Origin of the sequence: Pseudomonas arsenicoxydans (assembly GCF_900103875.1) — a bacterium.
Classification (GTDB): domain Bacteria; phylum Pseudomonadota; class Gammaproteobacteria; order Pseudomonadales; family Pseudomonadaceae; genus Aquipseudomonas; species Aquipseudomonas arsenicoxydans.
On the sequence record NZ_LT629705.1, the window covers coordinates 2,713,903 to 2,739,252 of the forward strand.

General features: G+C 58.9%; 26 protein-coding genes. 16 read left to right on the forward strand and 10 right to left on the reverse strand.

All coding sequences use genetic code 11. The features are described 5' to 3' along the window. Positions 1–90 precede the first annotated feature (90 nt). The 3 genes from BLQ41_RS12625 to BLQ41_RS12635 all read right to left on the reverse strand — a co-directional run bounded on the left by BLQ41_RS12625 (position 91) and on the right by BLQ41_RS12635 (position 1,878). Positions 91–561, reverse strand: coding sequence for an RNA methyltransferase (locus tag BLQ41_RS12625; RefSeq protein ID WP_090181306.1), 471 nt, complete (start codon positions 559–561; stop codon positions 91–93). 208 nt (positions 562–769) lie between these two features. Continuing rightward, complete coding sequence (locus BLQ41_RS12630; RefSeq protein WP_090181308.1) at positions 770–1,144, reverse strand: YajD family HNH nuclease; 375 nt, start codon at positions 1,142–1,144, stop codon at positions 770–772. Between the two features lie 47 nt (positions 1,145–1,191). Continuing rightward, complete coding sequence (locus tag BLQ41_RS12635; RefSeq protein WP_090188515.1) at positions 1,192–1,878, reverse strand: spermidine synthase; 687 nt, start codon at positions 1,876–1,878, stop codon at positions 1,192–1,194. Between the two features lie 80 nt (positions 1,879–1,958). Between BLQ41_RS12635 and BLQ41_RS12640 the strand changes: the two genes are divergently transcribed. Continuing rightward, positions 1,959–2,249 (forward strand): hypothetical protein, encoded by a 291-nt coding sequence (locus BLQ41_RS12640; RefSeq protein ID WP_090181310.1) that lies wholly within the window; start codon positions 1,959–1,961, stop codon positions 2,247–2,249. Here the strand turns inward: BLQ41_RS12640 and BLQ41_RS12645 are convergent. Next, complete coding sequence (locus BLQ41_RS12645; protein WP_090181311.1) at positions 2,246–2,719, reverse strand: cyclic nucleotide-binding domain-containing protein; 474 nt, start codon at positions 2,717–2,719, stop codon at positions 2,246–2,248. The genes BLQ41_RS12640 and BLQ41_RS12645 overlap by 4 nt on opposite strands. A gap of 134 nt (positions 2,720–2,853) precedes the next feature. After that, entirely contained in the window at positions 2,854–4,908 is a 2,055-nt protein-coding gene (locus tag BLQ41_RS12650; protein WP_090181314.1) for a S9 family peptidase, read from the reverse strand. 1,208 nt (positions 4,909–6,116) lie between these two features. Here BLQ41_RS12650 and ltrA point away from each other — a divergent pair. The 4 genes from ltrA (at position 6,117) to BLQ41_RS12670 (ending at position 9,766) form a co-directional block, all read left to right on the forward strand. After that, positions 6,117–7,814, forward strand: a complete 1,698-nt coding sequence (ltrA, locus tag BLQ41_RS12655) for a group II intron reverse transcriptase/maturase (RefSeq protein WP_090181316.1) — start codon at positions 6,117–6,119, stop codon at positions 7,812–7,814. Between the two features lie 95 nt (positions 7,815–7,909). Next, positions 7,910–8,407 carry an MFS transporter gene (locus BLQ41_RS12660; protein WP_090181318.1) on the forward strand — a complete coding sequence of 166 codons (498 nt, stop codon included), beginning with the start codon at positions 7,910–7,912 and terminating at the stop codon, positions 8,405–8,407. 26 nt (positions 8,408–8,433) lie between these two features. Beyond that, complete coding sequence (locus BLQ41_RS12665) at positions 8,434–9,210, forward strand: class II glutamine amidotransferase (RefSeq protein ID WP_090181320.1); 777 nt, start codon at positions 8,434–8,436, stop codon at positions 9,208–9,210. A gap of 13 nt (positions 9,211–9,223) precedes the next feature. Continuing rightward, the gene (locus tag BLQ41_RS12670; protein ID WP_090181322.1) at positions 9,224–9,766 is read left to right on the forward strand and encodes a DUF2937 family protein; all 543 of its coding nucleotides are present in this window, start codon (positions 9,224–9,226) and stop codon (positions 9,764–9,766) included. Between the two features lie 108 nt (positions 9,767–9,874). On the opposite strand, the gene BLQ41_RS12675 is transcribed toward BLQ41_RS12670, so the two are convergent. After that, a complete protein-coding gene (locus BLQ41_RS12675; RefSeq protein ID WP_090181325.1) occupies positions 9,875–10,789 on the reverse strand; it encodes a LysR family transcriptional regulator in 915 nt (304 codons plus the stop codon). 147 nt (positions 10,790–10,936) lie between these two features. Between BLQ41_RS12675 and BLQ41_RS12680 the strand changes: the two genes are divergently transcribed. From BLQ41_RS12680 to BLQ41_RS12695, 4 genes are all read left to right on the forward strand, one after another. Further along, on the forward strand, positions 10,937–12,223 hold the full coding sequence (locus BLQ41_RS12680; RefSeq protein WP_090181326.1) for an MFS transporter: 1,287 nt from the start codon (positions 10,937–10,939) through the stop codon (positions 12,221–12,223). A gap of 78 nt (positions 12,224–12,301) precedes the next feature. Beyond that, positions 12,302–13,054: a 5-oxoprolinase subunit PxpA gene (locus BLQ41_RS12685; RefSeq protein WP_090181328.1), complete on the forward strand. Its 753-nt coding sequence runs from the start codon at positions 12,302–12,304 to the stop codon at positions 13,052–13,054. Continuing rightward, positions 13,051–13,755: a 5-oxoprolinase subunit B family protein gene (locus BLQ41_RS12690; protein WP_090181330.1), complete on the forward strand. Its 705-nt coding sequence runs from the start codon at positions 13,051–13,053 to the stop codon at positions 13,753–13,755. The genes BLQ41_RS12685 and BLQ41_RS12690 overlap by 4 nt, the downstream gene beginning before the upstream one ends. After that, the gene (locus tag BLQ41_RS12695; protein WP_090181331.1) at positions 13,752–14,678 is read left to right on the forward strand and encodes a 5-oxoprolinase subunit C family protein; all 927 of its coding nucleotides are present in this window, start codon (positions 13,752–13,754) and stop codon (positions 14,676–14,678) included. Before BLQ41_RS12690 ends, BLQ41_RS12695 begins: the two co-directional genes overlap by 4 nt. Before the next feature lie 90 nt (positions 14,679–14,768). Here BLQ41_RS12695 and BLQ41_RS12700 read toward each other — a convergent pair whose 3' ends face one another. Together BLQ41_RS12700 and BLQ41_RS12705 are read right to left on the reverse strand one after the other, a co-directional pair. Beyond that, positions 14,769–15,947, reverse strand: a complete 1,179-nt coding sequence (locus tag BLQ41_RS12700) for a vWA domain-containing protein (RefSeq protein WP_090181333.1) — start codon at positions 15,945–15,947, stop codon at positions 14,769–14,771. Between the two features lie 25 nt (positions 15,948–15,972). After that, on the reverse strand, positions 15,973–16,818 hold the full coding sequence (locus BLQ41_RS12705; RefSeq protein WP_090181335.1) for an AAA family ATPase: 846 nt from the start codon (positions 16,816–16,818) through the stop codon (positions 15,973–15,975). 202 nt (positions 16,819–17,020) lie between these two features. On the opposite strand from BLQ41_RS12705, the gene BLQ41_RS12710 reads away from it, so the two are divergent. Together BLQ41_RS12710 and BLQ41_RS12715 are read left to right on the forward strand one after the other, a co-directional pair. After that, positions 17,021–17,251, forward strand: coding sequence for a DUF4160 domain-containing protein (locus BLQ41_RS12710; protein ID WP_167360481.1), 231 nt, complete (start codon positions 17,021–17,023; stop codon positions 17,249–17,251). Further along, entirely contained in the window at positions 17,239–17,742 is a 504-nt protein-coding gene (locus BLQ41_RS12715) for a DUF2442 domain-containing protein (protein WP_090181337.1), read from the forward strand. Before BLQ41_RS12710 ends, BLQ41_RS12715 begins: the two co-directional genes overlap by 13 nt. Here BLQ41_RS12715 and BLQ41_RS12720 read toward each other — a convergent pair. After that, a complete protein-coding gene (locus tag BLQ41_RS12720) occupies positions 17,739–18,815 on the reverse strand; it encodes a DUF748 domain-containing protein (protein ID WP_090181338.1) in 1,077 nt (358 codons plus the stop codon). The genes BLQ41_RS12715 and BLQ41_RS12720 overlap by 4 nt on opposite strands. A gap of 127 nt (positions 18,816–18,942) precedes the next feature. Between BLQ41_RS12720 and cysK the strand changes: the two genes are divergently transcribed. From cysK to BLQ41_RS12735, 4 genes are all read left to right on the forward strand, one after another. Beyond that, complete coding sequence (gene cysK / locus BLQ41_RS12725; RefSeq protein WP_090181341.1) at positions 18,943–19,917, forward strand: cysteine synthase A; 975 nt, start codon at positions 18,943–18,945, stop codon at positions 19,915–19,917. Between the two features lie 221 nt (positions 19,918–20,138). Further along, on the forward strand, positions 20,139–21,077 hold the full coding sequence (locus BLQ41_RS12730) for an aspartyl/asparaginyl beta-hydroxylase domain-containing protein (RefSeq protein WP_090181343.1): 939 nt from the start codon (positions 20,139–20,141) through the stop codon (positions 21,075–21,077). A 190-nt stretch (positions 21,078–21,267) separates the two neighbouring features. Next, positions 21,268–21,432 carry a hypothetical protein gene (locus BLQ41_RS30670; RefSeq protein ID WP_167360482.1) on the forward strand — a complete coding sequence of 55 codons (165 nt, stop codon included), beginning with the start codon at positions 21,268–21,270 and terminating at the stop codon, positions 21,430–21,432. Positions 21,433–21,529: 97 nt separating this feature from the next. After that, positions 21,530–22,393 (forward strand): DMT family transporter, encoded by an 864-nt coding sequence (locus BLQ41_RS12735; protein WP_090181345.1) that lies wholly within the window; start codon positions 21,530–21,532, stop codon positions 22,391–22,393. A 74-nt stretch (positions 22,394–22,467) separates the two neighbouring features. Here the strand turns inward: BLQ41_RS12735 and BLQ41_RS12740 are convergent, their stop codons facing one another. Next, entirely contained in the window at positions 22,468–23,376 is a 909-nt protein-coding gene (locus tag BLQ41_RS12740) for a DMT family transporter (protein ID WP_090181346.1), read from the reverse strand. Positions 23,377–23,533: 157 nt separating this feature from the next. On the opposite strand from BLQ41_RS12740, the gene aceK reads away from it, so the two are divergent. Beyond that, on the forward strand, positions 23,534–25,252 hold the full coding sequence (aceK, locus tag BLQ41_RS12745; protein WP_090181347.1) for a bifunctional isocitrate dehydrogenase kinase/phosphatase: 1,719 nt from the start codon (positions 23,534–23,536) through the stop codon (positions 25,250–25,252). Positions 25,253–25,350 lie beyond the last annotated feature (98 nt).

Genomic DNA, 25,350 nt, shown 5'->3' on the forward strand with positions numbered 1-25,350 from the left:
ATCTGTCTCCTGGCGGAATCGCTGCTTCAAGAATAGATAGTTAAGCTGACTGCCAGGGCGGTCGGCTTGTTCCATCGGATGTCGGGTGATTCAGCGGAATTTCGATCCGGAGCGGGTGTTGAGTCCCTTGGACATGCGGTCGTACAGCACAACGTTGACGGTGGCGGCGAGGTTCATGCAACCGGTGGTCGGGATATAGACCACGTCTTCGCACCAGTCGCGAATCTCTTTATCCAGCGAGCCGTCTTCCGGGCCGAAAATGTACAGCGCGCGATCCGGATGCGTGTATTCCGGCAGCGAGCGAGCACCTTCGACCAGCTCCACCGCGACGGGCACGCAGCCCAAAGGCAGGATTTTCTTCAGGTCGTCGATGCCGATCAGCGGAATGTCGTAGTGGACGCGCTTGGTGTCGGTGACGAAATCAGCGGCGCGCTCATAGCGCTTGCCGGTGTAGAACACGGACGCCACGCCATAGCAGCCGGCGGCGCGCATGACCGAGCCGACGTTTTCCGGTGATTTGGGGTTATACAAACCAATGCAGCTGTACCGTTTGTCTGCCACGAGCGGGGTGCCTTCGGGGAAAAAACGGCGATTATACGGGGATTGGGGGAGGGGTGTTCAGTTTGAGATTGATGGTGGCAGGGAGGTTGCTATCGCGGGCAAGCCCGCTCCCACAGTGATTGGCGCAGAGCACAAATGTTGTTTACGCCGCACAACCCTGTGGGAGCGGGCTTGCCCGCGAAGAGGCCAGCCAAGCCACTGAAGATCTTCAGTCGTCTTTCTTCATCAACCCCGCCAACGCCGCAAACGGGTTGTGCGTCGCCTTGGCGATTTTCGGGCTGCTGAGCGAGCCTTCGTCGAAATACTGCTGGTCGGTGTACCGCGAGTGTTCGTTGTCATGGCAATACAGGCACAACAATTCCCAGTTCGAGCCGTCTTGCGGGTTGTTGTCGTGATTGTGGTCGCGGTGGTGCACGGTCAGTTCGCTCAGGCGTTTGCCGGAGAACTCGCGGGCGCAACGGCCACACACGTGCGGGTACATTTTCAGGGCCTTGTCGCGGTAACCCATTTCCTTGTCGCGCTGGTTGTCGGCAAGGATGCGGTCCAGCTTCGACGTGTTGGACGGAGGCGTTGACGAACTCATGGGTTCACCTTTGTAAAAGACTAATGACGGTATAGGTGCAGTTTAGCTCAGCCCTTGAGCTTCTCGGCAATCCAGATGGTGTGGCGTGTGCCTTTGTTGCCGTGGGCGAAGACCTGGACTTCTTCGGCTTTGAAACCGGCCTTTTTCAGCTTGTCGGAAAACTGGCGGTCCGCACTTGCCGACCACACGGCCAGCACGCCTTTGGGCCGCAGCGCCTTGGCGCAAGCGCTCAGGCCACCGGCAGAGTAGAGCCAGCTGTTGGCCTTCTGGGTCAGGCCTTCGGGACCGTTGTCGACGTCGAGCATGATCGCGTCGAAACCCTGTGGCTCGGCTTGCAGGACCTTGGCCACATCCTCCATGCGGATCACCGTCCTCGGGTCAAGCAGCGGATTCCCGGCTTTCTCGCCCAGCGGCCCACGGTTCCATTCCACAACCCCGGGCACCAGTTCGGCGACCACCACTTGTGCGGTCTTGCCCAAATGCTTGAGGGCCGAGGCGAGGGTGAAGCCCATGCCCAGGCCACCGATCAGCACGCGCGAGTCGGGCCGGCCCGCCACCTTGCGGCACGGAATCTCGGCCAAGGCATCCTCGGAACCGTGCATGCGAGTGTTCATCAACTGCCCGCCATCGCCGCCCTGGATCTTGATGACGAAATCCTCGCCATACTCGAACAGGCACAGGGCGCCGCCGTTCTCGGGGATAGGGGCGGTGTCGAGCAGAACAAAACGTTTCATGGAAATCTCAAATTGGGGGAAGGCAAACAGAGGCAGTTGGGAGTAGCCTGCCCATGACAACAAGGCCAACGGAGCCATTGATGAAGCGCACCATTCTAACGGTCATTGCCTTGGCCGCGCTCTCGATAACTGCAGTGCAGGCCGAGCAGTTGCAAACCCTTCCAACCAGCCCCGCGCCGCTGCCAGGTTCGCCCGGCACCGCGACCCCGACGCCGTACCCGCAAATTACTCCGACGACCGTACCCAGGGCCGGGGCGGGCAGTGGTGGCCCGCCGCTGGTGCCGATCGAAATGCCCAGTCCTCCGACCAAGGATCAACCAGTGCCGGGCATTGAGCCAAGCAGCACCAAGAACAAGTCGCCCGGCGGTTAGATCTGTTGCGAGATCAGTTGCCCGTCGGCCATGCGCAAGCGTTTGGAGAGGGCGACGGCGAGGGCACGGATGATCTTGGCGGCGATTTTCGGCGCGTCGTTGATCATCTTTTCCAGAGAATCCTTGCCCAGGTTCAGCAGCTGGCAGTGACTGGCGGCCACGCAACTGGCCGAGCGCCGTTCACCATCGAGCACGGCCATTTCGCCGAACGAGCGACCGCTGCGCAAGGTCGCCATGGTCACCAGTTGCCCGTCGCCGTTAGTCTTCTGCACCGACACCTGGCCGGTGTGGATGATGCACATGAAACTGCCGGCATCGCCTTCGTGGAAAATCTCTTCACCCTGGGCGATGGTGCTGATGCTGAAGTAGCCCGAGGCGGCCGCGAAGTCTGCCGGCAGCAATTGATCGAACAGGCCGCAATCCATCAGCCAGTCGCGGATTTCGTTATTCAGTAAGGTCGGTTCTGACATGTCGGCACGGTCTTTTTTTCTTGTGTCTGTCTGGTTCTGTTCAGGATCTGGAATCACCACAAACCCATTGTGGGAGTTGTATGGCCTAGGCTCCCGGCGTCTGGTCTTAAGACCGAAACGCCGGGCCAAGTTCCTCAGGCAATTGCCCAAACCTTGAAAACAAATGCGTATTCGAGTGCTACGTCACGCAATCCCTGATATCGGCCGCTCATCCCGCCGTGGCCAGCACCCAATTCGGTCTTGAGCAGCAGCGGATTATTGTCGGTCTTGGTCGCGCGCAATTTCGCCACCCATTTCGCCGCTTCCCAGTACTGCACGCGACTGTCGTTGTAGCCGGCAATCACCAGCATCGCCGGATAGGCTTGTGCGGTGACGTTTTCGTACGGGGCGTAGGCCTTGATCCGATCATAGACCTCCGGCTCTTCGGGATTGCCCCACTCGTCGTATTCGGTAACGGTCAACGGCAGGTCCGGGTCGAGCATGGTGTTGAGGACATCGACGAACGGCACCTCGGCAATCGCCGCGCCGAACAGGTCGGGACGCTGATTGAGCACCGCGCCGATCAGCAAGCCACCGGCGCTGCCGCCGCTGATTGCCAATTGAGGGGGCGTGGTGAAACCGTTGGCGATCAAGTACTCGGCGCAGGCGATGAAATCGCTGAAGGTGTTGTGTTTGTGTTCCTGTTTGCCGGCGCGATACCAGGCTTCGCCCAGCTCGCCGCCGCCCCGCACGTGAGCGATGGCAAACGCGACGCCGCGATCCAGCAGGCTCAAACGGGCGTGGGAGAACCACGGGTCAAGGCTTTCGCCATAAGCGCCGTAGCCGTAGAGATAAAGCGGCACAGGTTTTCCGAGTGCTTCGCGTTTGACCACCAGGCTGATCGGCACTTGTGTGCCGTCGGGCGCGGTGGCCCACAAGCGTTGGCTTACATAGGCATCGGCATCGAACGGGCCCAGCACCGGGGTTTGCTTCAGTACGGTCTGTTCGCCGCTGGCCAGGTCCAGCTGGCGGATTTGCGCCGGCCGGTTCAATGCTTCGTAGCGCAGGCGGATCTTGTCGCTGACAAACTCCAGGCTGTTCTGCACATGCAGGCTGTAAGCCGCATCCGGCAGCTGCACGCGGTAAGGCGACAACTCCTGTGGATGAACCTCGATGATCGGCAAGCCACCTTCACGCAGGCTCAGGGTCATCACGCCGACGTTCAGGCTCATGCCCTCGATCATCGTGGTGTCGCTGTGGGGGATCAGGTTCTGCCAGTCGGCCTCGGTCGGCGCCACGCCGGTATCGACAGCGGTGTAGAGGGCAAAATTGATTCCGTCGCGGTTGGTGCGAATGAACCAGGCCCACTCACCGTCCAGCGTGCCGTGGTCGACGTCGTATTCATGGTCTTCAACCCGTGGCGCAATGCAGGTGAATGCCTGATGCGGCTGCGAGGCGTCGAGGACCCAGACTTCGCTGGTGGTCTTGCTGCCCAGTGACAACAGCAACTGTTGCTCGGAACTGGAACGGTAGCAATGCAGGAAGAACCGTCCGTCGGGCTCATTGAAGACTTCTTCGGCCGCCGTGCCGTCCAGTCGATAGCGCAACAGTTTGTGTGGGCGATGGGTGTCGTCCAACTCACCGAAAAACAGCGTCAGGCTGTCGTTGGCCCAGGTCATGCTGCCGTCGCAGTCCTGGAACTCCAGTTCGCTGACACGACCGTTGGATAATTCCTTCACGAACAGTGTGTAAATCTCATCGCCCGTGGAATCGATGCTGTAGGCCAAACGTTGGTGGTCCGGGCTGATGCTGAAGGCGCCGAGGGAAAAGAAGCCGCCCTTGGCCAGTTCGTTCGGGTCCAGCAGCAGTTGCTCCCGGGCTTCGTCGAGCTGCAGGCTGTCATCGGCCGGGCGAGGGCAGCGGTAATGACGGGCGTATTCATCACCGGCCGTGGTGCGCGTGTAATACAGGTAAGGGCCCCAAGGGGAGGGCAGCGACAGGTCCGTTTCGAGAATCCGGCCCTTGATCTCTTCGAAAAGGGTTTCGCGCAACGTGGCCTGATCGGCGGTTTGCGCTTCTTGATAGCTGTTTTCAGCCTTGAGGTAGTCGAGCACCGCGTCGGTGTCGCGCTCCTGCAGCCAGGCATACGGGTCATCGCCGTCGGCCTTGCGGGCAATGGGCGCGTCGGAAACGTTGACGGATAGGGGCATGAAGGACTCTCGGGCGTTGTACGAAATAGGGTTGTTCAGGCGCAATGCAAATCTTGATGTCTCTGCCGGCCCTTTGTCTTGACCGACTGGCATTGGGACAAGCCTGATGTGCGAAAAGTCGTTACTATAAGCGCCTCTGTGCGACACGCGTAGCGTGTCTCCAAGACTTCGAGGTGTAGAGTCATCTTGAAGGGCTTCCGAAAGGAAGCCAAGAGCTTGGGTACCCAATCCCAAGAAACAAAACCCTCCCAGAAGTCCAATGCCTTCAAGGACTTGCCGCAGCGGCGGTGGCAAACTCAAGGTCGATTAGCGCTCGGTGGCTCGACCGCAGTACTGGATTTTCCGGTATTGGAGTGCCTACTACACATCAGCCCTTTTCAGGGCTAAACCCATGCGGGAGAGAATCCCCGCTGGGGTTCCCTCCTGCTTTTGAAACAGGAGGTAACAATTCTTTGGGCATGCTGCTTCGGCAGTCCCTGCTCACATCAAACCGGAGACATGAGCGAAAGCTCTGTCTGTCATTGTCCAGCCATTGCCTGTTTGGAGTGGCAGCGGACTCGTTGTGCGACCAACGATAGCCTAGGAAGACATGCGTCACTGGCAACGGTGAGGTGTGAAGCTCTTCTCACAATGTAGTCCCCGTCAGGGTGTGCTTTTGCCGCGAGGCAAAGCATAGATGCTCGGAGCAGTGCCGGGTTGAGACGCTAGGCTGGTTGGCATGGGTAACGTAAGTGAACTGCTGATAAACGCCGTGATTATAAACAAGCCAAAACTGCTGTCAGGCTTGAGCCAAAAGGCACGTGGTCGGATACCTCTGTAGAGGCTTGAGGTACGTCGTCATAGGACCATCGGTGAAAAGGCAGACCCTAAACCAATCGTGTGACAGGCAGGGAACGTGGTAAGCCCGTATGGCTGCCCTTCGGGCAGGTGAACCGTAAGGTGAGCTGTTGGCTGTGCGGGTATGGGATCGCAGAGAAAGCGAAAGCCGGGCTGTAATGGCTCGGATAGGGGTTGGGACATTACCCCACGGGAAACCGGGCAGACTTCTGCGTGGTCTTTCGTCGCATGAACTCTGAGTAAACCTGTCTCAATGAACGTAGAGGTCCAGCTGTAACGGACCATTTATTAATCTAGCCCTAACGGGAGCGTCCATTCCCGTCAGGGGATGCGTACGTCTTTCGCTTGGGGAAACTTGAGAGGAAGGCAGCATGTTAGAACATAGCCAAATGGCCGTGTCTGCGCCTTCCGGCGCTCCGCAGCACTGGCATGACATCGATTGGTGGCGTGTCCAGCGGAATGTCCGGGCGATGCAGATACGGATTGCGAAGGCTTGTCGGGAAGGCAACTGGCGCAGGATGAAAACCCTGCAGCGGATGCTGACCCGCTCTCGCTCGGCCAGATACTTGGCCGTACGGCGAGTCACTGAAAACCAGGGTAAGCGCACGGCGGGAGTCGACCGCGTGCTCTGGGATACACCCGATGCCAAATGGAAGGCGGCAAATGGGTTGAAGCGCCATGGATATAAGCCGCGGCCTTTACGACGTGTGTTTATTCCGAAGTCAAATGGAAAGGAGCGTCCTCTGGGCATTCCAACCATGACGGACAGGGCTATGCAGGCGCTGTATCTGCTGGCTCTGGCGCCTATTGCAGAAACCACGGGTGATCCAAATAGCTACGGCTTCAGGATCGAACGCTCTACGGCGGATGCGATGGGGCAGCTGTTCGTTTGCCTATCCAAGAAGGTTTCGGCCCAATGGGTTTTGGAAGCGGACATCAAAGGCTGTTTTGACCATATCAATCATGACTGGCTAATCGCCAACGTCCCAACGGACAAAGTGGTTCTCCGGAAATGGTTGAAAGCTGGTGTGATTCATAAAGGCCAGCTACAGGCAACGGATGCCGGTACGCCACAGGGCGGGATTATCTCGCCCACCTTGGCAAATTTGGTGCTGGATGGGCTGGAGTCACAACTCAAGCTGTACTGGGGGGTGACAAAGGCCAAGAAGCTGAAAATCAATGTGGTGCGTTATGCGGATGACTTTGTGATAACTGGAACCTCGCGAGAGGTGCTGGAAACTGAAGTTAGACCTTGGGTAGAGCAATTCCTCGCGACGCGTGGATTGCAGTTGTCACCCGAGAAAACCCATGTCATCCATATAGAAGAAGGCTTCGACTTCCTTGGTTGGAATTTCCGTAAGTTCGATGGGAAGCTTCTGATCAAACCGAGCAAGAAGAACGTCAAGGCGTTTTACTGCAAAGTGAAGGAGGTCATCAGCACCAACAAGACGGTGACGCAGGACTATCTGATAGGTCTGCTTAATCCGATCTTGAAAGGCTGGGCGTTGTATCACCAGCCAGTAGTCGCCAAGCAGGCGTATAGCCGCATGGATAACCAAATATTCCATGCTTTATGGCGTTGGGCGAAACGGCGGCACCCTAACAAATCGCTGGAGTGGATCAGGAAGAAGTATTTCCAAGGTCACGAAAGTAAAAACTGGGTGTTCTCCACCGTTGTGCTGGAAGAGAGCGGGACAAAACGGACGATCGCGTTGTATTCGCTAGCGGATACGCCGATTGAGAGGCACAAGAAGGTGAGTGGGGAGTACAACCCCTTCGATCCTTCAATGGAAGAAATGGGTGAGAAGCTGCGTATGGCGCGGATGCTGAACAAGCTGAAGTACCGCAAGCAGATTTTGAGCCTATTCCAGAGCCAAAAAGGAGTGTGTCTGCTGTGCAAGGAACCGATTAACAAGGAGACGGGATGGCATGACCATCACATCGTTCATCGCTCCCAAGGCGGTGGAGACACCTTGGATAACCGAGTACTATTGCATCCAGTTTGTCACCAACAGCTTCATAGCCGTGGATTGACAGTGAACAAGCCGGCTCCGCGAGGAGCTTACTAAAGACTTGAGCCGTATGCGCTGAAAGGCGCACGTACGGTTCTTAGGGGGAGGCAGGCCAGTAATGGTCTGTCTCCACCCGACTTGCCTGCCTTGCCATGGACACCATGACCGAGAACGACTATCTGATCGCTTGGGGCCTCTACGCCTTTGCCGCTTTAGGCTGCCTGCTGGTGTGGATGCGCATGACCCGCTGGATGTGGCGCTGGTTGCGTGAGCCGCTGCAACTGCTGGTCGCCGTGCTGCTGTTCAGCCCGACAATCATCGACCCGGTGAAGGAAAAAGTGGCCCCGGCCATCGCCATAACCACGCTGGACCTGGCTTTCAAGGTCGGCAACAACGCCTGGCGAGCGATTTCCGACCTGATGATGTACGCCATGATCGCTTTCGGCCTCTATCTGGTGGTCGTGGCGATCCGGTTTCCGATCGAGCGCGCGTCCAGGGCTCGCAAGGAACAGGCGGCTGCCGCCAAGGCCGCGGCCCGGGCCGACGAACCTGAAGACGATCAGCCCTTCGGCGGGGCTGGCGATGATCGGTACGGTCGTCCGCCCGTGCCGAGCAACCCTCAGCGTTTGCGGGTCGAACCGCGTTTGTAATCCGGCCTTGAAGCGAGAATCCGAGCATGTGTGAGTTATTGGGCATGAGCGCCAATGTGCCGACCGATATCGTGTTCAGCTTCACCGGGCTGATGCAGCGCGGCGGCCGCACCGGCCCGCACCGTGATGGTTGGGGCATCGCCTTCTACGAGGGACGTGGCCTGCGGCTTTTCCAGGACCCGGCCGCGAGCTGCGAGTCGGAAGTCGCCAACCTGGTGCAGCGCTATCCGATCAAGAGTGAAGTAGTGATCGGGCACATCCGCCAGGCCAACGTCGGTAAGGTTTGCCTGTCCAACACCCATCCATTCGTGCGTGAACTGTGGGGGCGCAACTGGTGTTTCGCCCACAACGGTCAGTTAGCCGATTTCAATCCGACCGCCAGCTTCTATCGTCCGGTCGGCGATACCGACAGCGAAGCGGCATTCTGCGATCTGCTCAACCGTGTTCGCGCAGCGTTCCCGGAGCCGGTTGAAGTCGAAGACTTGTTGCCGGACCTGGTGGCCGCCTGTGCCGAGTACCGCAGCAAAGGCGTGTTCAACTGCCTGCTCAGCGACGGTGACTGGTTGTTCTGCTATTGCTCGACCAAATTGGCGCAGATTACCCGTCGCGCGCCCTTCGGCCCGGCGCGTCTGAAAGATGTCGATGTGATCGTCGATTTCCAGGCCGAAACCACGCCCAACGACGTGGTCACGGTTATCGCCACCGAACCTCTCACCGAAAACGAAACCTGGACCCGCTACGAACCGGGCCAATGGAGCCTCTGGCGACGCGGCGAATGCGTCAGCCAAGGCAAGACCGAATAAGGACTCACCCCTCATGTTGCTCAGTTATCTACGGCTGGTGTTGTTTGCGGCGGGCCTGTTGATTGGTGTTCAGGTGCCTGGGTTTATCAGCGATTACGCGAAACGGGTCGAAGCGCATCTGATCGAGGCCCAGACCGGCCTGAGTGGTTTTCAGGGCACGGCCAATGAGTTCTTCAAGGGCGATATGCAGGCGCTGGTCGCTCATTATCGTGCCAGCGAAGACCCGATCTTTCGCAGCGATGCCGATAGCCTGAGCACCATGCTTACCCGCCAGCTGGCGCTCGACAAGCAGTTCCAGGCCATGCAGGGGCCGTGGTACATCCGCTTCCTGCAAGTGGCGCTGGCCGCTGACCCGGATATTCGCAAGGAAACCTGGTACGGCTACAGCTACCAGATCCTGCTGACGCCGGAAGCGATGATCTGGGGCATGAGCGGCGCGTTGCTGCTGTCGTTCGGGATTGAATGCCTGTTCCGTCTGATCGACTGGGTGGTGCTGGGCGGCAAACGCCTGCGGCAGAGCCGACCGATCGTAGACAGGGATGTGCGGGGGTTGTAAGAGAAAAATCAAAAGATCGCAGCCTCGTTTCACTCGACAGCTCCTACAAGGGTTTTGCATTTCCCTGTCGGAGCTGTCGAGTGAAACGAGGCTGCGATCTTTTGATCTTCAACCACTCAAAGTGATGTAGTCCTCACCCACCTTCTGCGCATACCCCTCCAGCACTTGCTGACACAGCATCACAATCTCCTCGACCCATTCCACGCCCACCCGCCACGACACCACCACCTGCAAATTCGGCGGCCGTTGATCGATGGCCAGCAGGGTCAATTCCCCCCGCGCCAGCTCCTCGGCCACCAATACCGGCGGCAACGCGCCAATGCCAAATCCGTCGCGCAGCAACCGGGTAATCGCCGACACCGAATTCACGCAATTGAGCCGGGGCGTAAGAATCCCGTTCGCCTGCATCAGGCTCTGGATGTCCTGATGCGGATGGGAGTTTTTTGAGTAAGTAATGATGCGTTCGCGAGCCAGGTCGGCAATGCCTGAATACTCGCGGTTGTAGATCGAACTGCTCGCCACGATCCAGCCCATCGGGTGGCTGGCCAGCTCCAGGCTGCGCACGCTTTCCTGGCGCATCAGGTCGGTCTGCAAGATTAGATCGAGGAAGCCTTTTTGCAGCTGATCGCAGAGGTTCAGCGCGGTATCGGCTACCAGTTCGATTTCCACCAGTGGGTAGTGATCCATCATCTGCGCCACCAACGGACTCAGCCAGGTGTGAATCACCGTGTCCATCACGCCAATCCGCACACGCCCGACTTTGCTCGAACGCGTCTCGATCGACTGCTTCAGCGCCTGCATGGTGTCCATCATCTGCTCGGCGTATTCAAGCACCTTCAAGCCTTCGGGCGTCAGGCTCACACCGCGTGAATCGCGCAGGAACAGCTTCACGCCGAGCTCGCCTTCGAGCACCGCGATGCGGCTGGAAATCGACGCCTGGGTGGTGAACAGCTTGTCAGCCGTCAGGCGAAAACTCTTGAGGCGGGCGACCCAGACAAAGGTCTCAAGAAACTTCAGGTTCATGGGATAAAGTTTTTCTTATGTCTAGGGCGGGTTTTTATTAGTTGGACGCAGCAGGGCCGGCAGCCCAAAAATCAGGCCATCCGGTTCCCACGATAGGCGTCGTCGGGGCTCAGAACAATACCAATAAAATTTGTACGGAGAGTTGCCATGAGTGCGCCCGACACGCTAGACATCCCCAAGGCCACGGCTCGCCCGGGACCTTTCGACTGGTACCGCAACATCAATCAGCAGGAACGCCGGACCTTCTGGAGCTGCAAGATCGGCTATGGCCTGGACGGCATGGACACCCAGATGCTCAGCTTCGTGGTCCCGACTCTGATTGCAATGTGGGGCATCACCACCGGCGAGGCCGGGCTGATTCACACCAGCACGCTGATCGCTTCGGCCATCGGTGGTTGGGTGGCGGGGATTCTGTCCGACCGCATCGGTCGCGTACGCACCTTGCAACTGACGGTGCTGTGGTTCGCCGGCTTCACCTTCCTCTGCGGCTTCGCGCAAAACTACGAACAATTGCTGATCAGCCGCACCTTGATGGGGTTCGGCTTCGGCGGCGAGTGGACAGCTGGCGCCGTGCTGATGGGCGAGGTGATTCGCGCCAAGGACCGTGGCAAGGCTGTGGGCATGGTGCAATCGGGTTGGGCGCTGGGCTGGGGACTGACGGCAATTCTGTACGCGCTGCTGTTTTCGGTGTTGCCGCCGGAAGACGCCTGGCGTGCGCTGTTTATCCTGGGCATCGTGCCGGCGATTTTCGTGATATTCGTCCGTCGGCTGGTCAAGGACCCGGAAATCTACCGCGAAGCCAAGGCCAAACAGGAGCCAAGCAATCCGGCGAAGTTCTACGAGATTTTTGCCCCCGGCATCCTGTTCACCACGATTCGCGCGTCGGTGCTGACCACGGGCGCACTGGGCGGTTACTACGCGATCACCTCCTGGTTGCCGACGTTCCTCAAAAACGAGCGGGGATTGAGCGTACTCAACACCAGTGGTTACCTGGCGATGGTGATCGTCGGTTCCTACATCGGTTATGTCATCAGCGCGTATTTGACTGACATCCTTGGCCGTAAGAAGAATTTCATTCTGTTCGCGGTTGGCTCGTTCACCATCGTGTTGCTCTACACCCAATTGCCGGTCAGTAACGCTGTGATGCTGTGGCTGGGCTTTCCGTTGGGCTTTTTTGCCTCAGGGATTTTCAGTGGCATGGGCGCCTTTCTGACTGAGTTGTTTCCGACGCGGATTCGCGGCTCGGGCCAGGGTTTTTGCTACAACATCGGTCGGGCACTGGCGGCGCTGTTCCCTCTGCTGATCGGCTTGCTCAGTCAAAAGGTGCCGTTGAGCGTCGGCATCGGGGCGTTTGCGGCGGTGTCCTACGGCGTGGTGATTCTCGCGGCGCTGAGCTTGCCGGAGACCCGTGGCAAACAACTGGATGCCGAATAACAAAAACGGCAGCAACTGATAATCTGCGGGGTATCTGCCCCGCAGCAAAAAAAGAAAATGCCTACAGGAGTGTTCACCGTGAGCCGCCTGCTATTGAATTGCGACATTGGCGAGAGCTTTGGCAACTGGACCATGGGTCTGGACGCCGAGGTCATGCCCTTTATCGATTGCGCCAACATCGCCTGCGGCTTCCACGCCGGCGACCCGAGCATCATGCGCAAGACCGTCAGCCTGGCCCTGAGCAACGGCGTAAAGATTGGCGCGCATCCGGCCTATCAGGACCTGGTCGGTTTTGGCCGTCGTTCCATGGCGTACACCGCCCAGGAACTTCAAGACATTTTGCATTACCAGATCGGTGCCCTCGACGGCATCTGCCGGGCTCAGGGCGGGCAGGTGAGTTACGTCAAACCGCACGGCGCGATGTACAACGACATGATGGCCAATCCGGCGCAACTGCGTGCGGTGCTTCAGGCCGTGGCGGCGTATGACCGGAGCTTGCCGCTGATGCTGATGGCGACCCGCGACAACAGCGCCGCGCAGCAGTTAGGCGATGAATATGGCGTGACGCTGTGGTTCGAAGCCTTCGCCGATCGGGCCTACGACAGCGCGGGCATGCTGGTCTCACGGCAACTGCCGGGCGCGGTGCATCACGATCCCGAGACAATCATCGAGCAGGCACTGACCATTGCCCGTGGCGACAACCTGACGGCCAGCGACGGCAGCGCCTTGTTTCTGCAAGCCAATACCCTCTGCGTGCACGGCGATAACACCAGTTCGGTGGCCGCCGTGCGCCGGATCCGCGCCGCCCTCGATCAGCAGAGCGCACCATGAAACCGCGGGTAGAGGTGGTGGCGCTGGATTGCCTGATGGTGCGTCTGTTTGACCAGATCGCCGAAGCAAACATGCCGTGGATGCTGGCTGCCAGCGAAAGCCTGCGTGCGGCATTCGCCGGGCATTTGATCGATCTGGTGCCGTCGTACACGACGCTGATGGTGCATTACGACTTGAGCGCATTGAGTCCGTCCCAGGCTCGGGAGTTGATCGCTGAAGCCTTGATCGACCTGTCACCGAATGCCCGCACTGGCGGCAAATGCCATGCGCTGCCGGTCTGGTATGACCTGAGCGTCGGCCCGGAGTTGAGCCTGTTGTCCCGGCGCAGCGGGTTGACGATGGAAGAGGTGATCCGCCGGCACAGCGAACGCGAATATCAAGTGTTCGCCCTGGGCTTCGCGCCGGGCTTCGCCTTCATGGGGCTGGTGGAAGAAGTGCTCGCCGCACCGCGTCTGAACACGCCGCGTAAAAAGGTTGCCGCTGGCAGCGTGGGCATCGCCGAACGGCAAACCGCTGCTTATCCGGTGGTTTCTCCAGGCGGCTGGAATCTGATAGGCCGCACGCCGGCCAAACTGTTCGACCGCGAACGCGACGGTTACAGCCTGATGCAACCGGGCGATACGGTGCGCTTTGAAGTGGTCAGCCATGCCGAGTTCATCAACCTGGGCGGCGACGACACTCCGTTGGAGGCACAGGCATGAGCCATCTATCGATTGAAGCGAGTACGCCGCTGTGTCTGTTACAGGACGCGGGCCGTTTCGGCGTACGGCACTTGGGCGTGACTCAGGGCGGGGCGCTGGATTGGCGTTCCATGTCGTGGGCCAACTGGTTGCTGAGCAATGAGTTGGATGCCACGGTGGTTGAAATCACCCTGGGTGGGTTCACCGTGGTGGCCGAGGATGATTGCGTGCTGGCGCTGGCCGGCGCGGACCTGGGCGCGCAAGTGGACGGCGAGGCCGTGGCGCCGTGGCGCAGTTTCCGACTGAACAAAGGTCAGCGACTGCAATTCACTCGACCGCTGCTCGGGGCGCGCGCCTATCTGGCGGCACCGGGTGGGTTTGATGCGCCGAAGGTGTTGGGCAGCAGCGCGACGGTGGTCCGCGAAGAACTCGGTGGCCTGGATGGCATGGGCCGGGCACTGGCCAAAGGTGCGCAGCTGAGTTATCGCGGCAGTTCGCTACTGTTGCTGCGGGAGTTGCCGGAAGAACATCGACCGGATTTCAACGTCGATTCACCGCTGGATGTGGTGCTCGGTGCCCAGATCGGTGAGTTCAGCGGACAAAGCCTGTTCGATGCCTTCAACAGCTTTTGGACGCTCGACAGCCGCGCCGACCGCATGGGCATCCGCTTGCTGGGAACGGCATTGCACTATCAGGGCAAACCGATGATTTCCGAAGGTATCCCGCTGGGCGCGGTCCAGGTGCCGCCGGATGGGCAACCGATTGTGTTGCTCAACGATCGGCAGACCATTGGCGGTTATCCGCGCTTGGGCGCGTTGACGCCCTTGGCGTTGGCGCGTCTGGCGCAGTGCCTGCCGGGGACGAAAGTGCGGCTGCGGCCGGTGTTGCAGGACGTGGCGCATCGGGAGCAGGTCCACTATCTACGCCGGTTTTTGAACCGCTAAATGCATCGCGGGCAAGCCCGCTCCCACAGAGAATACGGCCAACTGTGGGAGCGGGCTTGCCCGCGATTGCGCCGGAACAGGCACAGAAAATTACTTGGAGAGAAACCGCATCCCTTCCTCCAACCCCCGCAACGTCAGCGGGTACATCTGGTCGTCAATCAGGTCCCGAACGATATTGGTCGACGACGTATAGCTCCACGTATCTTTCGGATACGGGTTGATCCAGATGAGCTTCTTGTACTTCTCCTTGAACCGCTGCATCCACACGTAACCGGCTTCTTCGTTCCAGTGCTCGACGCTGCCGCCGGCCTGGGTGATTTCATAGGGCGCCATCGCGGCGTCACCGATGAAGATCACTTTGTAGTCGGCGCCATACTTGTGCAGCAGGTCCTGGGTTGCGGTGCGCTCGGAGGTGCGGCGCATGTTGTTCTTCCACACCGACTCATAAATGAAGTTGTGGAAGTAGAAGTACTCCAGGTGCTTGAACTCGGTCTTGCAGGCCGAGAACAATTCCTCGCAAATCTTCACGTGCGCGTCCATCGAGCCGCCGATGTCGAACAGCAGCAACAGCTTGACGGTGTTGCGCCGCTCCGGGCGCATCTGGATATTCAACAATCCGGCATCTTTGGCGGTGTGATCGATGGTGCCGTCGATGTCCAGTTCTTCCGCCGCGCCCTGACGCGCAAACTTGCGCAACCGGCGCAGGGCAACCTTGATGTTGCGCGTGCCCAGTTCCACCGAGTCGTCGAGGTTCTTGTACTCGCGCTGATCCCACACCTTGACCGCTTTGCCCTGGCGTTTGCCGGCATCGCCGACCCGGATACCTTCCGGGTTGAAGCCGCCGGAACCGAACGGGCTGGTGCCGCCGGTGCCGATCCACTTGTTGCCGCCGGCGTGGCGTTCTTTCTGTTCTTCGAGGCGCTTCTTGAACTCTTCGATCAGCTTGTCCAGGCCCCCCAGTGACTGGATCGCCGCTCGCTCTTCGTCGGTCAGTGACCGCTCGAATTCCTTGCGCAACCAATCTTCGGGAATCAACGCCTGAAGGTGATCGTCGAGTTTTTCCAGGCCGTTGAAGTAAGCCCCGAACGCCCGGTCGAACTTGTCGAAATGCTTTTCGTCCTTCACCAGAATCGCCCGGGACAGGTAATAGAACTCGTCCATGTCGGCGAAGGTCACGCGCTGTTTCAGCGCGTTGATCAGGTCCAGCAGCTCACGCACCGAGACCGGCACTTTGGCGGCGCGCATTTCATTGAACAGGTTGAGCAGCATGGCGTTGGCCTCTATCTAATGGAGCTTAGCGAGTGCCACGACGGCTCATGAACGCCAGGCGCTCGAGCAATTGCACATCCTGTTCGTTCTTCACCAGCGCGCCGGCCAGTGGCGGGATGGCCTTGGTCGGATCGCGTTCGCGCAGTACGGCTTCGCCGATGTTGTCGGCCATCAGCAGTTTGAGCCAGTCCACCAGTTCGGAGGTCGAGGGTTTTTTCTTAAGGCCGGGGACCTTGCGCACATCGAAGAATACGTCCAGCGCTTCGCTGACCAGGTCTTTCTTGATGTTCGGGTAGTGCACGTCGACGATCTTCTGCAACGTCACGCGATCGGGGAACGCGATGTAGTGGAAGAAGCAGCGACGCAGGAAGGCGTCCGGCAGCTCTTTCTCGTTGTTGGAAGTAATGATGATGATCGGGCGCTTCTTGGCCTTGATGGTCTCGTCGATCTCGTAAACGTAGAACTCCATCTTGTCGAGTTCTTGCAGCAGGTCGTTGGGGAACTCAATGTCGGCCTTGTCGATTTCGTCAATCAGCAGGATCACCCGCTCTTCGGACTCGAAAGCCTCCCAGAGCTTGCCCTTTTTCAGGTAGTTGCGGACGTCGTGGACTTTCTCGGTGCCCAGCTGCGAGTCACGCAGGCGACTGACCGCGTCGTACTCGTACAGGCCCTGATGCGCCTTGGTCGTGGACTTGATGTGCCAGGTGATCAGCTTGGCATTGAAGGATTCGGCCAGTTGCTCGGCGAGCATGGTCTTGCCCGTGCCCGGCTCGCCCTTGACCAGCAGTGGGCGCTCCAGGGTAATGGCGGCATTGACCGCCAGCTTCAGGTCATCGGTGGCGACGTAGGCCTGGGTGCCTTCGAACTTCATCTGCTAATCCTCGAACGGTAACGCCGACCTGAACGGGGCAGGGCGGGGCGCAATAATTGTAGTTCCCGACTATAACGCGCAGGCCGGTCGACTGTGAACGCAGACGACTTATTCAGTCTCTGAATGGAGCGTCACATCTTGACTCAGTCTCGGCTGCTGGCCAGCATTGAGATATCGCCATATTGGCGATAGCTTGCGAGGCATGTCTACTCAATACCGATTTCGCGATACATACCGCATTCAGTTGCGTGAGAAGGATCATCCACCGCCTCATGTCCACCTTACCGGTGGCGAGGTCGATGTGGTGCTGAGCCTGCACACCGTCGAAGTGATGGCCGGCAAGGCACCGCCGCTGATTATCAAGGAAGCACTGGAGTGGGTCAGAGCCCACCAAGTGCAACTGCTGGAGGACTGGAAACGATGTTACCCATGAAACGACCACGGCTGGCGTCTGTGCAAGCGTTGCCGGATTATCGTCTCGACTTGACCTTTATCGACGGCCAGCAGCTAACCCTCGATTTGAGCCGCGACCTTCGCGCCTTTTCGGGACTGCAGCCGCTGCTGGAGGGAAGCGCCTTCGCCGGTGTAACCCTGGGCGACGATGGCTGGAGCGCCGAGTGGCCTGAACTGGATATCCAGATCGGCGCAGACACCCTTTATCTGGATGCTTTGGCACAAAACGCATCGGACGAAAACACCCGGATCTTCATCGACTGGCGCGCTCGCACCGGTTTACCCCTGAGTCAGGCGGCCGAGGCGCTGGGCGTCAGCGCCCGCAGCATCACGCGCTACAGCAGTGGCCGTGAAGCGGTGCCCCGTTCGTTGGCACTCGCTTGTTTGGGTTGGGATTTCCTCCAGCTGCAATCGAACCCGGCGCGGGCTGCCGAAGACACCGGTCGCTACACCGTGACGCGCAAACCTTAACCTGCTTCCGGCTTCGGTCGTTCATACCGGGCGTTGAATGCCTGGATGAAACCATTGCGTAAAATCTGCAAAAACGCACCGAACGCGCTGATATCTTGTCGATGCACATTGCCGCTCAGTTCAACCCGCGTTGCGAACTGGTTCTTGCCTTGATTTTTCAGCACGGTTTCGGAGCCACCGACGATGGCCTCCCAGATTGAACGAAATAGCCCTTTGTCCTTGTTTTCCACGTCCTGGTGCCAATTGAAAACGTCGACGTCCTTCAACAGCGGTTTGATGTAGCCGGTCAATTTGGCCTTTTTGGCTTGCGCTTCAATCACTACATCGCCGTGACCGGCGTTGAAATCGAACTTGCCGTAGGCCGAGGCAAAGTCGTTCATGCGCTTGAGTTCGATGTCCTTGACCCGCAGGCGGAAATCGAAGTCTTCGAAATTGCTCATCGGGTCGAAGGTGGCACTGGTCTCCAGTGGCGCGTGCCCCAGCAACAGCGCCTTGGCCTCGAAGCGGGCCTCGCGTTTACCTTCGGTATCGACCACGTTGGTCAGATTGAAAATGCTGGCGTTGACTTGAGTGGCGGTCATGTTGACGGGGGGAGTGGAGTTGAAATTGTGGAAACTGATTTTACCGTCGTAGATGCGCACTTCGTTCAAGGTGAACGGCGCCAGTTTGCTCAACTGCGCCCGCCAGTCGGTGCCTTTACCGGTTTGGGAGTTCTGTTTGTTGGCGCCGCCGTCGACGAAGTTCACCTCGGGGTTGAAGAACTTCACTTCGGCCACCACGGCATGGTCATAGATCAGCGAATGCCAGCTGACAGCGAGGTCGACCAACGGCGCGTTGACGAACGGTACCGGCACCTTGCCTTCAACCTTGACGATTTTCAGTCCGTTGATTTTGTAGGCGCCGCGCCACCAGGCCAGATCCACGTCGGTCACCTGGCCTCGGTAATCGCCCATGTTCGCCAGTTTGTCGTTCAGGTAGTCACGCACCAGGTACGGCAGAGCGATATGCAGGGCAATCAGTACCACAGCGAGGCCGGCGAGGGTCCACAGGGGCCAACTGTATCGACGTTTCATGATGGCATTTCTCTGGCGTTGTAAAGCCATTGACTGCGCCGGACAGCGGACGTTCGACCTGACTGGACGACCAGCGGCAACAGGCATACCTTTGGGAGCTTATTCAACGCTGTACAAGGACCCAGCCATGAGCCGTATTTACGCTGACAACGCCCATTCCATCGGCAATACGCCGCTGGTGCAGATCAACCGCATTGCCCCGCGCGGCGTGACCATCCTGGCCAAGATCGAAGGGCGCAACCCTGGCTATTCGGTCAAGTGCCGGATCGGTGCGAACATGATCTGGGACGGCGAAAGCTCCGGCAAACTCAAGCCTGGCATGACCATCATCGAACCGACGTCGGGCAACACCGGCATTGGCCTGGCGTTCGTTGCGGCGGCTCGTGGTTACAAACTGATGCTGACCATGCCGGCCTCCATGAGTATCGAGCGTCGCAAGGTGCTGAAGGCACTGGGCGCCGAACTGGTGCTGACCGAACCGGCCAAGGGCATGAAAGGCGCCATCGAGAAGGCGAGTGAGATCCTTGCCAGCGACCCGGCCAAATACTTCATGCCGGCGCAATTTGAGAACCCGGCCAACCCGGCGATTCACGAGAAAACCACCGGCCCGGAAATCTGGAACGATACCGACGGCGCGGTAGATGTGCTGGTGGCCGGGGTCGGAACGGGTGGAACCATTACCGGGGTATCGCGGTATATCAAGAATACGCAGGGCAAACCGATTATCTCGGTGGCGGTAGAGCCGGCGGTGTCGCCGGTGATCAGCCAGGCGATGGCCGGTGATGAGATCAAGCCCAGCCCTCATAAAATTCAGGGCATTGGCGCCGGATTTGTCCCGAAAAACCTGGACTTGTCGATGGTCGACCGCGTTGAGCTGGTGACCGACGAGGAGTCCAAGGCCATGGCACTGCGCCTGATGCAGGAAGAGGGGATTTTGTGCGGTATCTCCTGCGGTGCCGCCATGGCGGTCGCGGTTCGCCTGGCCGAAACACCGGAAATGCAGGGCAAGACCATCGTCGTGATCCTGCCGGACTCCGGCGAGCGCTACCTGACTAGCATGTTGTTCAGCGATCTGTTTACCGATCAGGAGAATGAACAGTAATAGCGATCGCGCCAGGTGTTCTTTTGATCGTATGGCCAAAGGGCTGATTCAGGTCAGCCCCGGTTCAGGAGCCCTATGCTAATAAGTGCTTTATTGCACAATCCTTAATACTGAATGTTTGGTTTGGCGGGTTTTTCTCGAGGCCGGTAATGTTTATCATGGCCGGCTGCCACGTCGGGTAAAAGGCGTTGTGCATAGAGCCTATTCTCAAGGAGTCATTGATGACCTTTTCCTTAGCCGCGAAAGCGTCAGTGTTGTTGCTGTTCCTCGGCAGCACTCTCTATGTGCATTTGCGCGGCAAGGCGCGCTTGCCCGTCTTGCGTCAGTTCGTCAACCACTCCGCGTTGTTTGCGCCTTATAACGCCTTGATGTACCTGTTCTCCGGTGTGCCGTCCAAGCCCTATCTGGACCGCAGCAAGTTCCCGGAGCTCGACGTGCTCAAGGACAACTGGGAAGTCATCCGCGACGAAGCCATGCACCTGTTCGACGAGGGGTATATTCGCGCCGCCGAAAAGAACAACGACGCCGGTTTCGGTTCGTTCTTCAAGAAGGGCTGGAAGCGGTTCTACCTCAAGTGGTACGACAAACCGCTGCCTTCGGCTGAAGCCTTGTGCCCGAAAACCGTGGCGTTGGTCAGCAGCATTCCCAATGTCAAAGGCGCCATGTTCGCGTTGCTGCCAGGTGGCAGTCATCTCAACCCGCACCGAGATCCGTTTGCCGGTTCCCTGCGTTATCACCTGGGGCTGTCGACGCCGAATTCCGATGATTGCCGCATCTTCGTCGACGGCCAGGTTTACGCCTGGCGCGATGGCGAAGACGTGATGTTCGATGAAACCTACGTGCACTGGGTCAAGAACGAAACCGAGAAAACCCGCGTCATTCTGTTCTGCGACATCGAACGACCGCTGAGCAATCGCGTCATGACGCGCATCAACCGCTGGATCAGCGGCCTGCTCGGTCGCGCCACGGCCCCTCAGAACCTTGATGATGAACGTGTTGGCGGGATTAACCAGGCTTACGCCTGGAGCAAGAACTCCAGCGACAAATTCAGTGGCGTAGTCAAACGCTGGAAACGCCGTAATCCCAAGGCCTACCGCGTATTGCGGCCAGTGTTGGCGGTAGTGGTGTTGACGTTGTTGGGGTACTGGTTGTTCGGTTGAGGCCAACCATGGAATGAAAAAAACGCTCCTTGGGAGCGGTTTTTTTATGCGCGCTTGCTCGGACTTGTAACGGGCTCCTGTTTCCTGGGCTCTTCCGTCAAGCCATTGCAATTGTTGTCCCGCGCTGGTTATAGTCGGCGCTCGGTGGTTTCCTGAGCCACCGTTCTACCCATCAAAAAAAGATCAGCCCATGCCTGCTTCCCTCATCAACGCGGTAGTCGATTCAGCGGTCAACGCTGGCGTCGTGCCGTGCGGGAATGTGCAGCCTGCGCAGATCAGTCACTACCCCCCTCCTGTCAGTCGCACACCAGTGTGCGCGGTGGTTTCACCGCCAGGCGTTGGCTTCTCGGGCTGATCAGCTGCTTCTCTGCTGTTCCCCATGCCCGCCTGAAAAAACTACTGAACTTCAGCTTCGGCTGGATTGGCTTTTTGCCTGACTACAGGTGGTATTCATGTTTGTCCTTTCGAAACAATCCGCGCTCGCGGCGGCGTCCACGAGCCTGTTCGTTCTGCTTTGGAGCAGCGGGGCGATCTTCTCCAAATGGGGCCTGGCCCACGCGTCACCCTTTGCGTTTCTGCTGATTCGCTTCGTGATCGCCTTGTGTGGCTTGATGCTGCTGGTGCCGTTGCTCAAGCTGAAACTGCCCAAGGGCGGCAAACCGATGTTGTATGCAATGGCCACGGGCGTGGTGCTGCTGGGGGCTTATCAGATTTTCTATCTGTTGGCCCTGGACCTGAAAGTGACGCCCGGGATGATGGCCACGATCATGGGCGTGCAACCGATTCTCACGGTGGCGATCATGGAGCGGCAGCGCTCAGCCAGCAGAATGTTCGGTCTGATGCTGGGGTTGGCCGGGTTGATCATGGTGGTTTACCAGGGCATTGGTCTGGCCGGCATGTCGTTGGCCGGAATGCTCTTCGGTCTGTTGGCGCTGGCGAGCATGACGTTCGGCTCGATCATGCAGAAACGCATCACTGACAATCCCCTCGGCACGCTGCCGGTGCAGTACCTGGCAGGACTGTTGCTCTGCGGGATCTTCGTGCCGTTCCAGCCGTTTCATTTTGAACACAGCACCGGGTTCTTTGTGCCCGTGCTGTGGATGGGATTGGTGGTGTCGGTGCTGGCGACGTTGTTGCTGTACCGCTTGATCGCCCGGGGCAATCTGGTGAATGTCACCAGTCTGTTTTACCTGGTGCCGGCGGTGACGGCGGTCATGGACTATCTGATTTTCGGTAATCGGCTAGCGGCATTGAGCATGCTCGGCATGCTGCTGATCATCATTGGTTTGGTGTTCGTGTTCCGTAAAACCGCTTGAAGCAAAACAAGGCCCGGGGCATGCGCTCCGGGCCTTTTTCATTTGGCCAGCGCAATCTCAGTAGCGCCGCAGAATTAGCGAGCAACTGCCTCTTTCGACTTCACCACCGCAGGCTTCAACACCAGCCACAACGCCGCTGCAATCAACACCCCGCCGTACAGATGCGCCATCGACAGCGGTTCATCCAGCAACAACGCCCCCCACAGCACTCCGAACGGCGGGATCAGGAAGGTCGTGGTCATCGACTTCACCGGCCCGACCGAGCTGAGCAGGCGGAAGTAAACAATGTACGCCAACGCCGTGCACACCAGGCCCAACCCCAGCAATGACAGCCAGACATTCCAGCCACCCCAGCTCGCAGGTGGCTGGGTAATCACGCTGTAACCGAACAGTGGCAGCAAAAACAACGTGGCCCCCATCATGCTGCCCACCGCCGAAAGGCGACTGTCCAAACCGCCCGCGTGATCGAGCCAGCGGCGGGCCAGGAAGCCGGCGAAGCCGTAACACGTGGTCGCGAGCAGGCAGGCGAGAGCGCCCATCAGCAATTGCATGTCGAACGCCACCGGACCGGCACGGGTCAGGACGCCGACACCCATCAGGCCGAGCAGCACTCCGCCCAGCTTGGCGGCGGTGAGTTTTTCATGGAAGAACAGACCGCCGATCAGCACGCCCATCAGCGGCGTGGTGGCGTTGAAAATGGCCGAGTACCCGGCTGGCAATACCTGGGCGGCCACCGAATAGAGCGTCGCCGGAATGCCGGAGTTGATCACCCCCAAGAGCATCACTGTCTTGAGTTTGCCTTTGAAATCCCAGCTGATGCGCATCAACCCCAGAATCACCAGCAAGCCGACGGCGGCAATCGACACACGGAAAAAAGCCGTGGGGATCGAGCCAATCACCGGGGCGATGATGCGCATGAACAGGAAGCTCGCACCCCAAATCGCCGCCAGTGATAGTAAACGGAAAATATCGACGGGGTTCACGGTGTGCTCCTTGCTGGATGGGGACGAGAGTGTTGCCGAGCGCCTGATCGATGGCAACCGGAAAACGAGCAAATAATTGTGCTCGAAAATTACGCTTCTCCTGCACCCGGTTCACTGGCTAAGCTCAGGGCTTCCGAATTCCCGCAGAGGTCTCACCATGCCGCAGCAATGGCCAGCCGCCGACATCGCCCGAATGATCCTCGATGGCTTTGACGATTACCGCGAGCATTTCCGGCAGATCACCGACGGCGCGCGAGCCCGCTTCGAGCAGGCCAAGTGGCAGGAGGCGCAAGTTGCCTCGGCCGCGCGGATTAATCTGTACGAAGAGAAGGTCGGCGAAACGGTCGAGCGCCTGCACATCGCTTTTGACGCCGACACGCTGGACGTCAGCTGTTGGCCGTTGGTCAAAAGCGCCTACATCACCCTGATCGACCTGCGTTTCGACGATGAACTGTCCGAAACCTGGTACAACTCGATTTTCTGCGGGCTGTTCAGCCATGACCTGATCAGCGACGGCTGCATGTTCATCCACACCACCCGGCCGAGCCTGCGCCGAGCCCGCGCCGCGCAAACCCGTACCTACAAGCCTCAGGGGCAGTTGTCCGGCATGCTCGGGAGCATTTTTGCCGACTACCGGTTCAGCGAAGACTACGCCGACCTGGCCGGCGACCTGCGTCGTCTCGAAGCACAGCTGCGCGAAAACCTGCCGGACTGGGTCTGCAAGGACCCGGAACTGAGTGTCGAGTTGTTTTCCTCGGTGTTGTACCGCAATAAAGGCGCGTACCTGGTGGGGCGCATCTATACCCAGGATGAACAGTGGCCGCTGGTGATTCCGCTGCTGCACCGCGAAGGGCGCGGGATTCAGATCGATGCGCTGATCACCGATGAAGCGGACGTGTCGATCATCTTCTCGTTCACCCGCTCGTATTTCATGGTGGATGTGCCGGTGCCCGCGGAGTTCATCGGTTTTCTCAAGCGCATCCTGCCGGGCAAGCACATCGCCGAGCTGTACACCTCGATCGGTTTCTACAAACACGGCAAGTCCGAGTTCTACCGCGCGCTGATCAATCACCTGGCCAACACCGACGACCAGTTCATCATGGCGCCGGGTGTGCGCGGGATGGTGATGAGCGTGTTTACCCTGCCGGGTTTCAACACCGTTTTCAAAATCATCAAAGACCGTTTCTCACCGTCGAAAAACGTTGACCGCGCGACGGTGATCGAAAAATACCGCCTTGTGAAGAGCGTCGACCGGGTCGGGCGCATGGCCGACACCCAGGAGTTCGCCGACTTCCGTTTCCCGTTGAGCAAATTCGATCCGGCGTGCCTGGAAGAACTGCTCGAAGTGGCGGCGTCCACCGTGTCGGTGGAAGGCGATACGGTGCTGATCCGTCACTGCTGGACCGAACGGCGGATGACACCGTTGAACCTGTATCTGGAAAACGCCAACGACGCACAGGTTCGCGAAGCCCTGGAAGATTACGGCCTGGCGATCAAGCAACTGGCGGCGGCGAACATTTTTCCGGGTGACATGCTGCTGAAGAACTTTGGTGTGACCCGTCACGGGCGCGTGGTGTTTTATGACTACGATGAGATCTGCTTCCTGACCGAGGCCAACTTCCGCCACATCCCGGAACCGCGCACGCCAGAAGACGAGATGGCGTCCGAGCCGTGGTACTCGATCGGGCCGCTGGACGTATTCCCCGAAGAGTTTCCGCCGTTTTTGTTTGCCGATGCCGGGCAGCGCAAGTTGTTCGATCAGTTGCATGGCGAGTTGTACAACGCCGATTACTGGAAGAGCCTTCAGGAAGCCATCCGCGCCGGTAAGGTCATCGACGTGTTCCCGTATCGGCGCAAGGGTCTGGATAACGAATAACGTACTGATCGTTCCCACGCTCTGCGTGGGAATGCCTCCCCGGACGCTCCGCGTCCGCTTTTGGGACGCAGAGCGTCCCTTGCTGCATTCCCACGCAG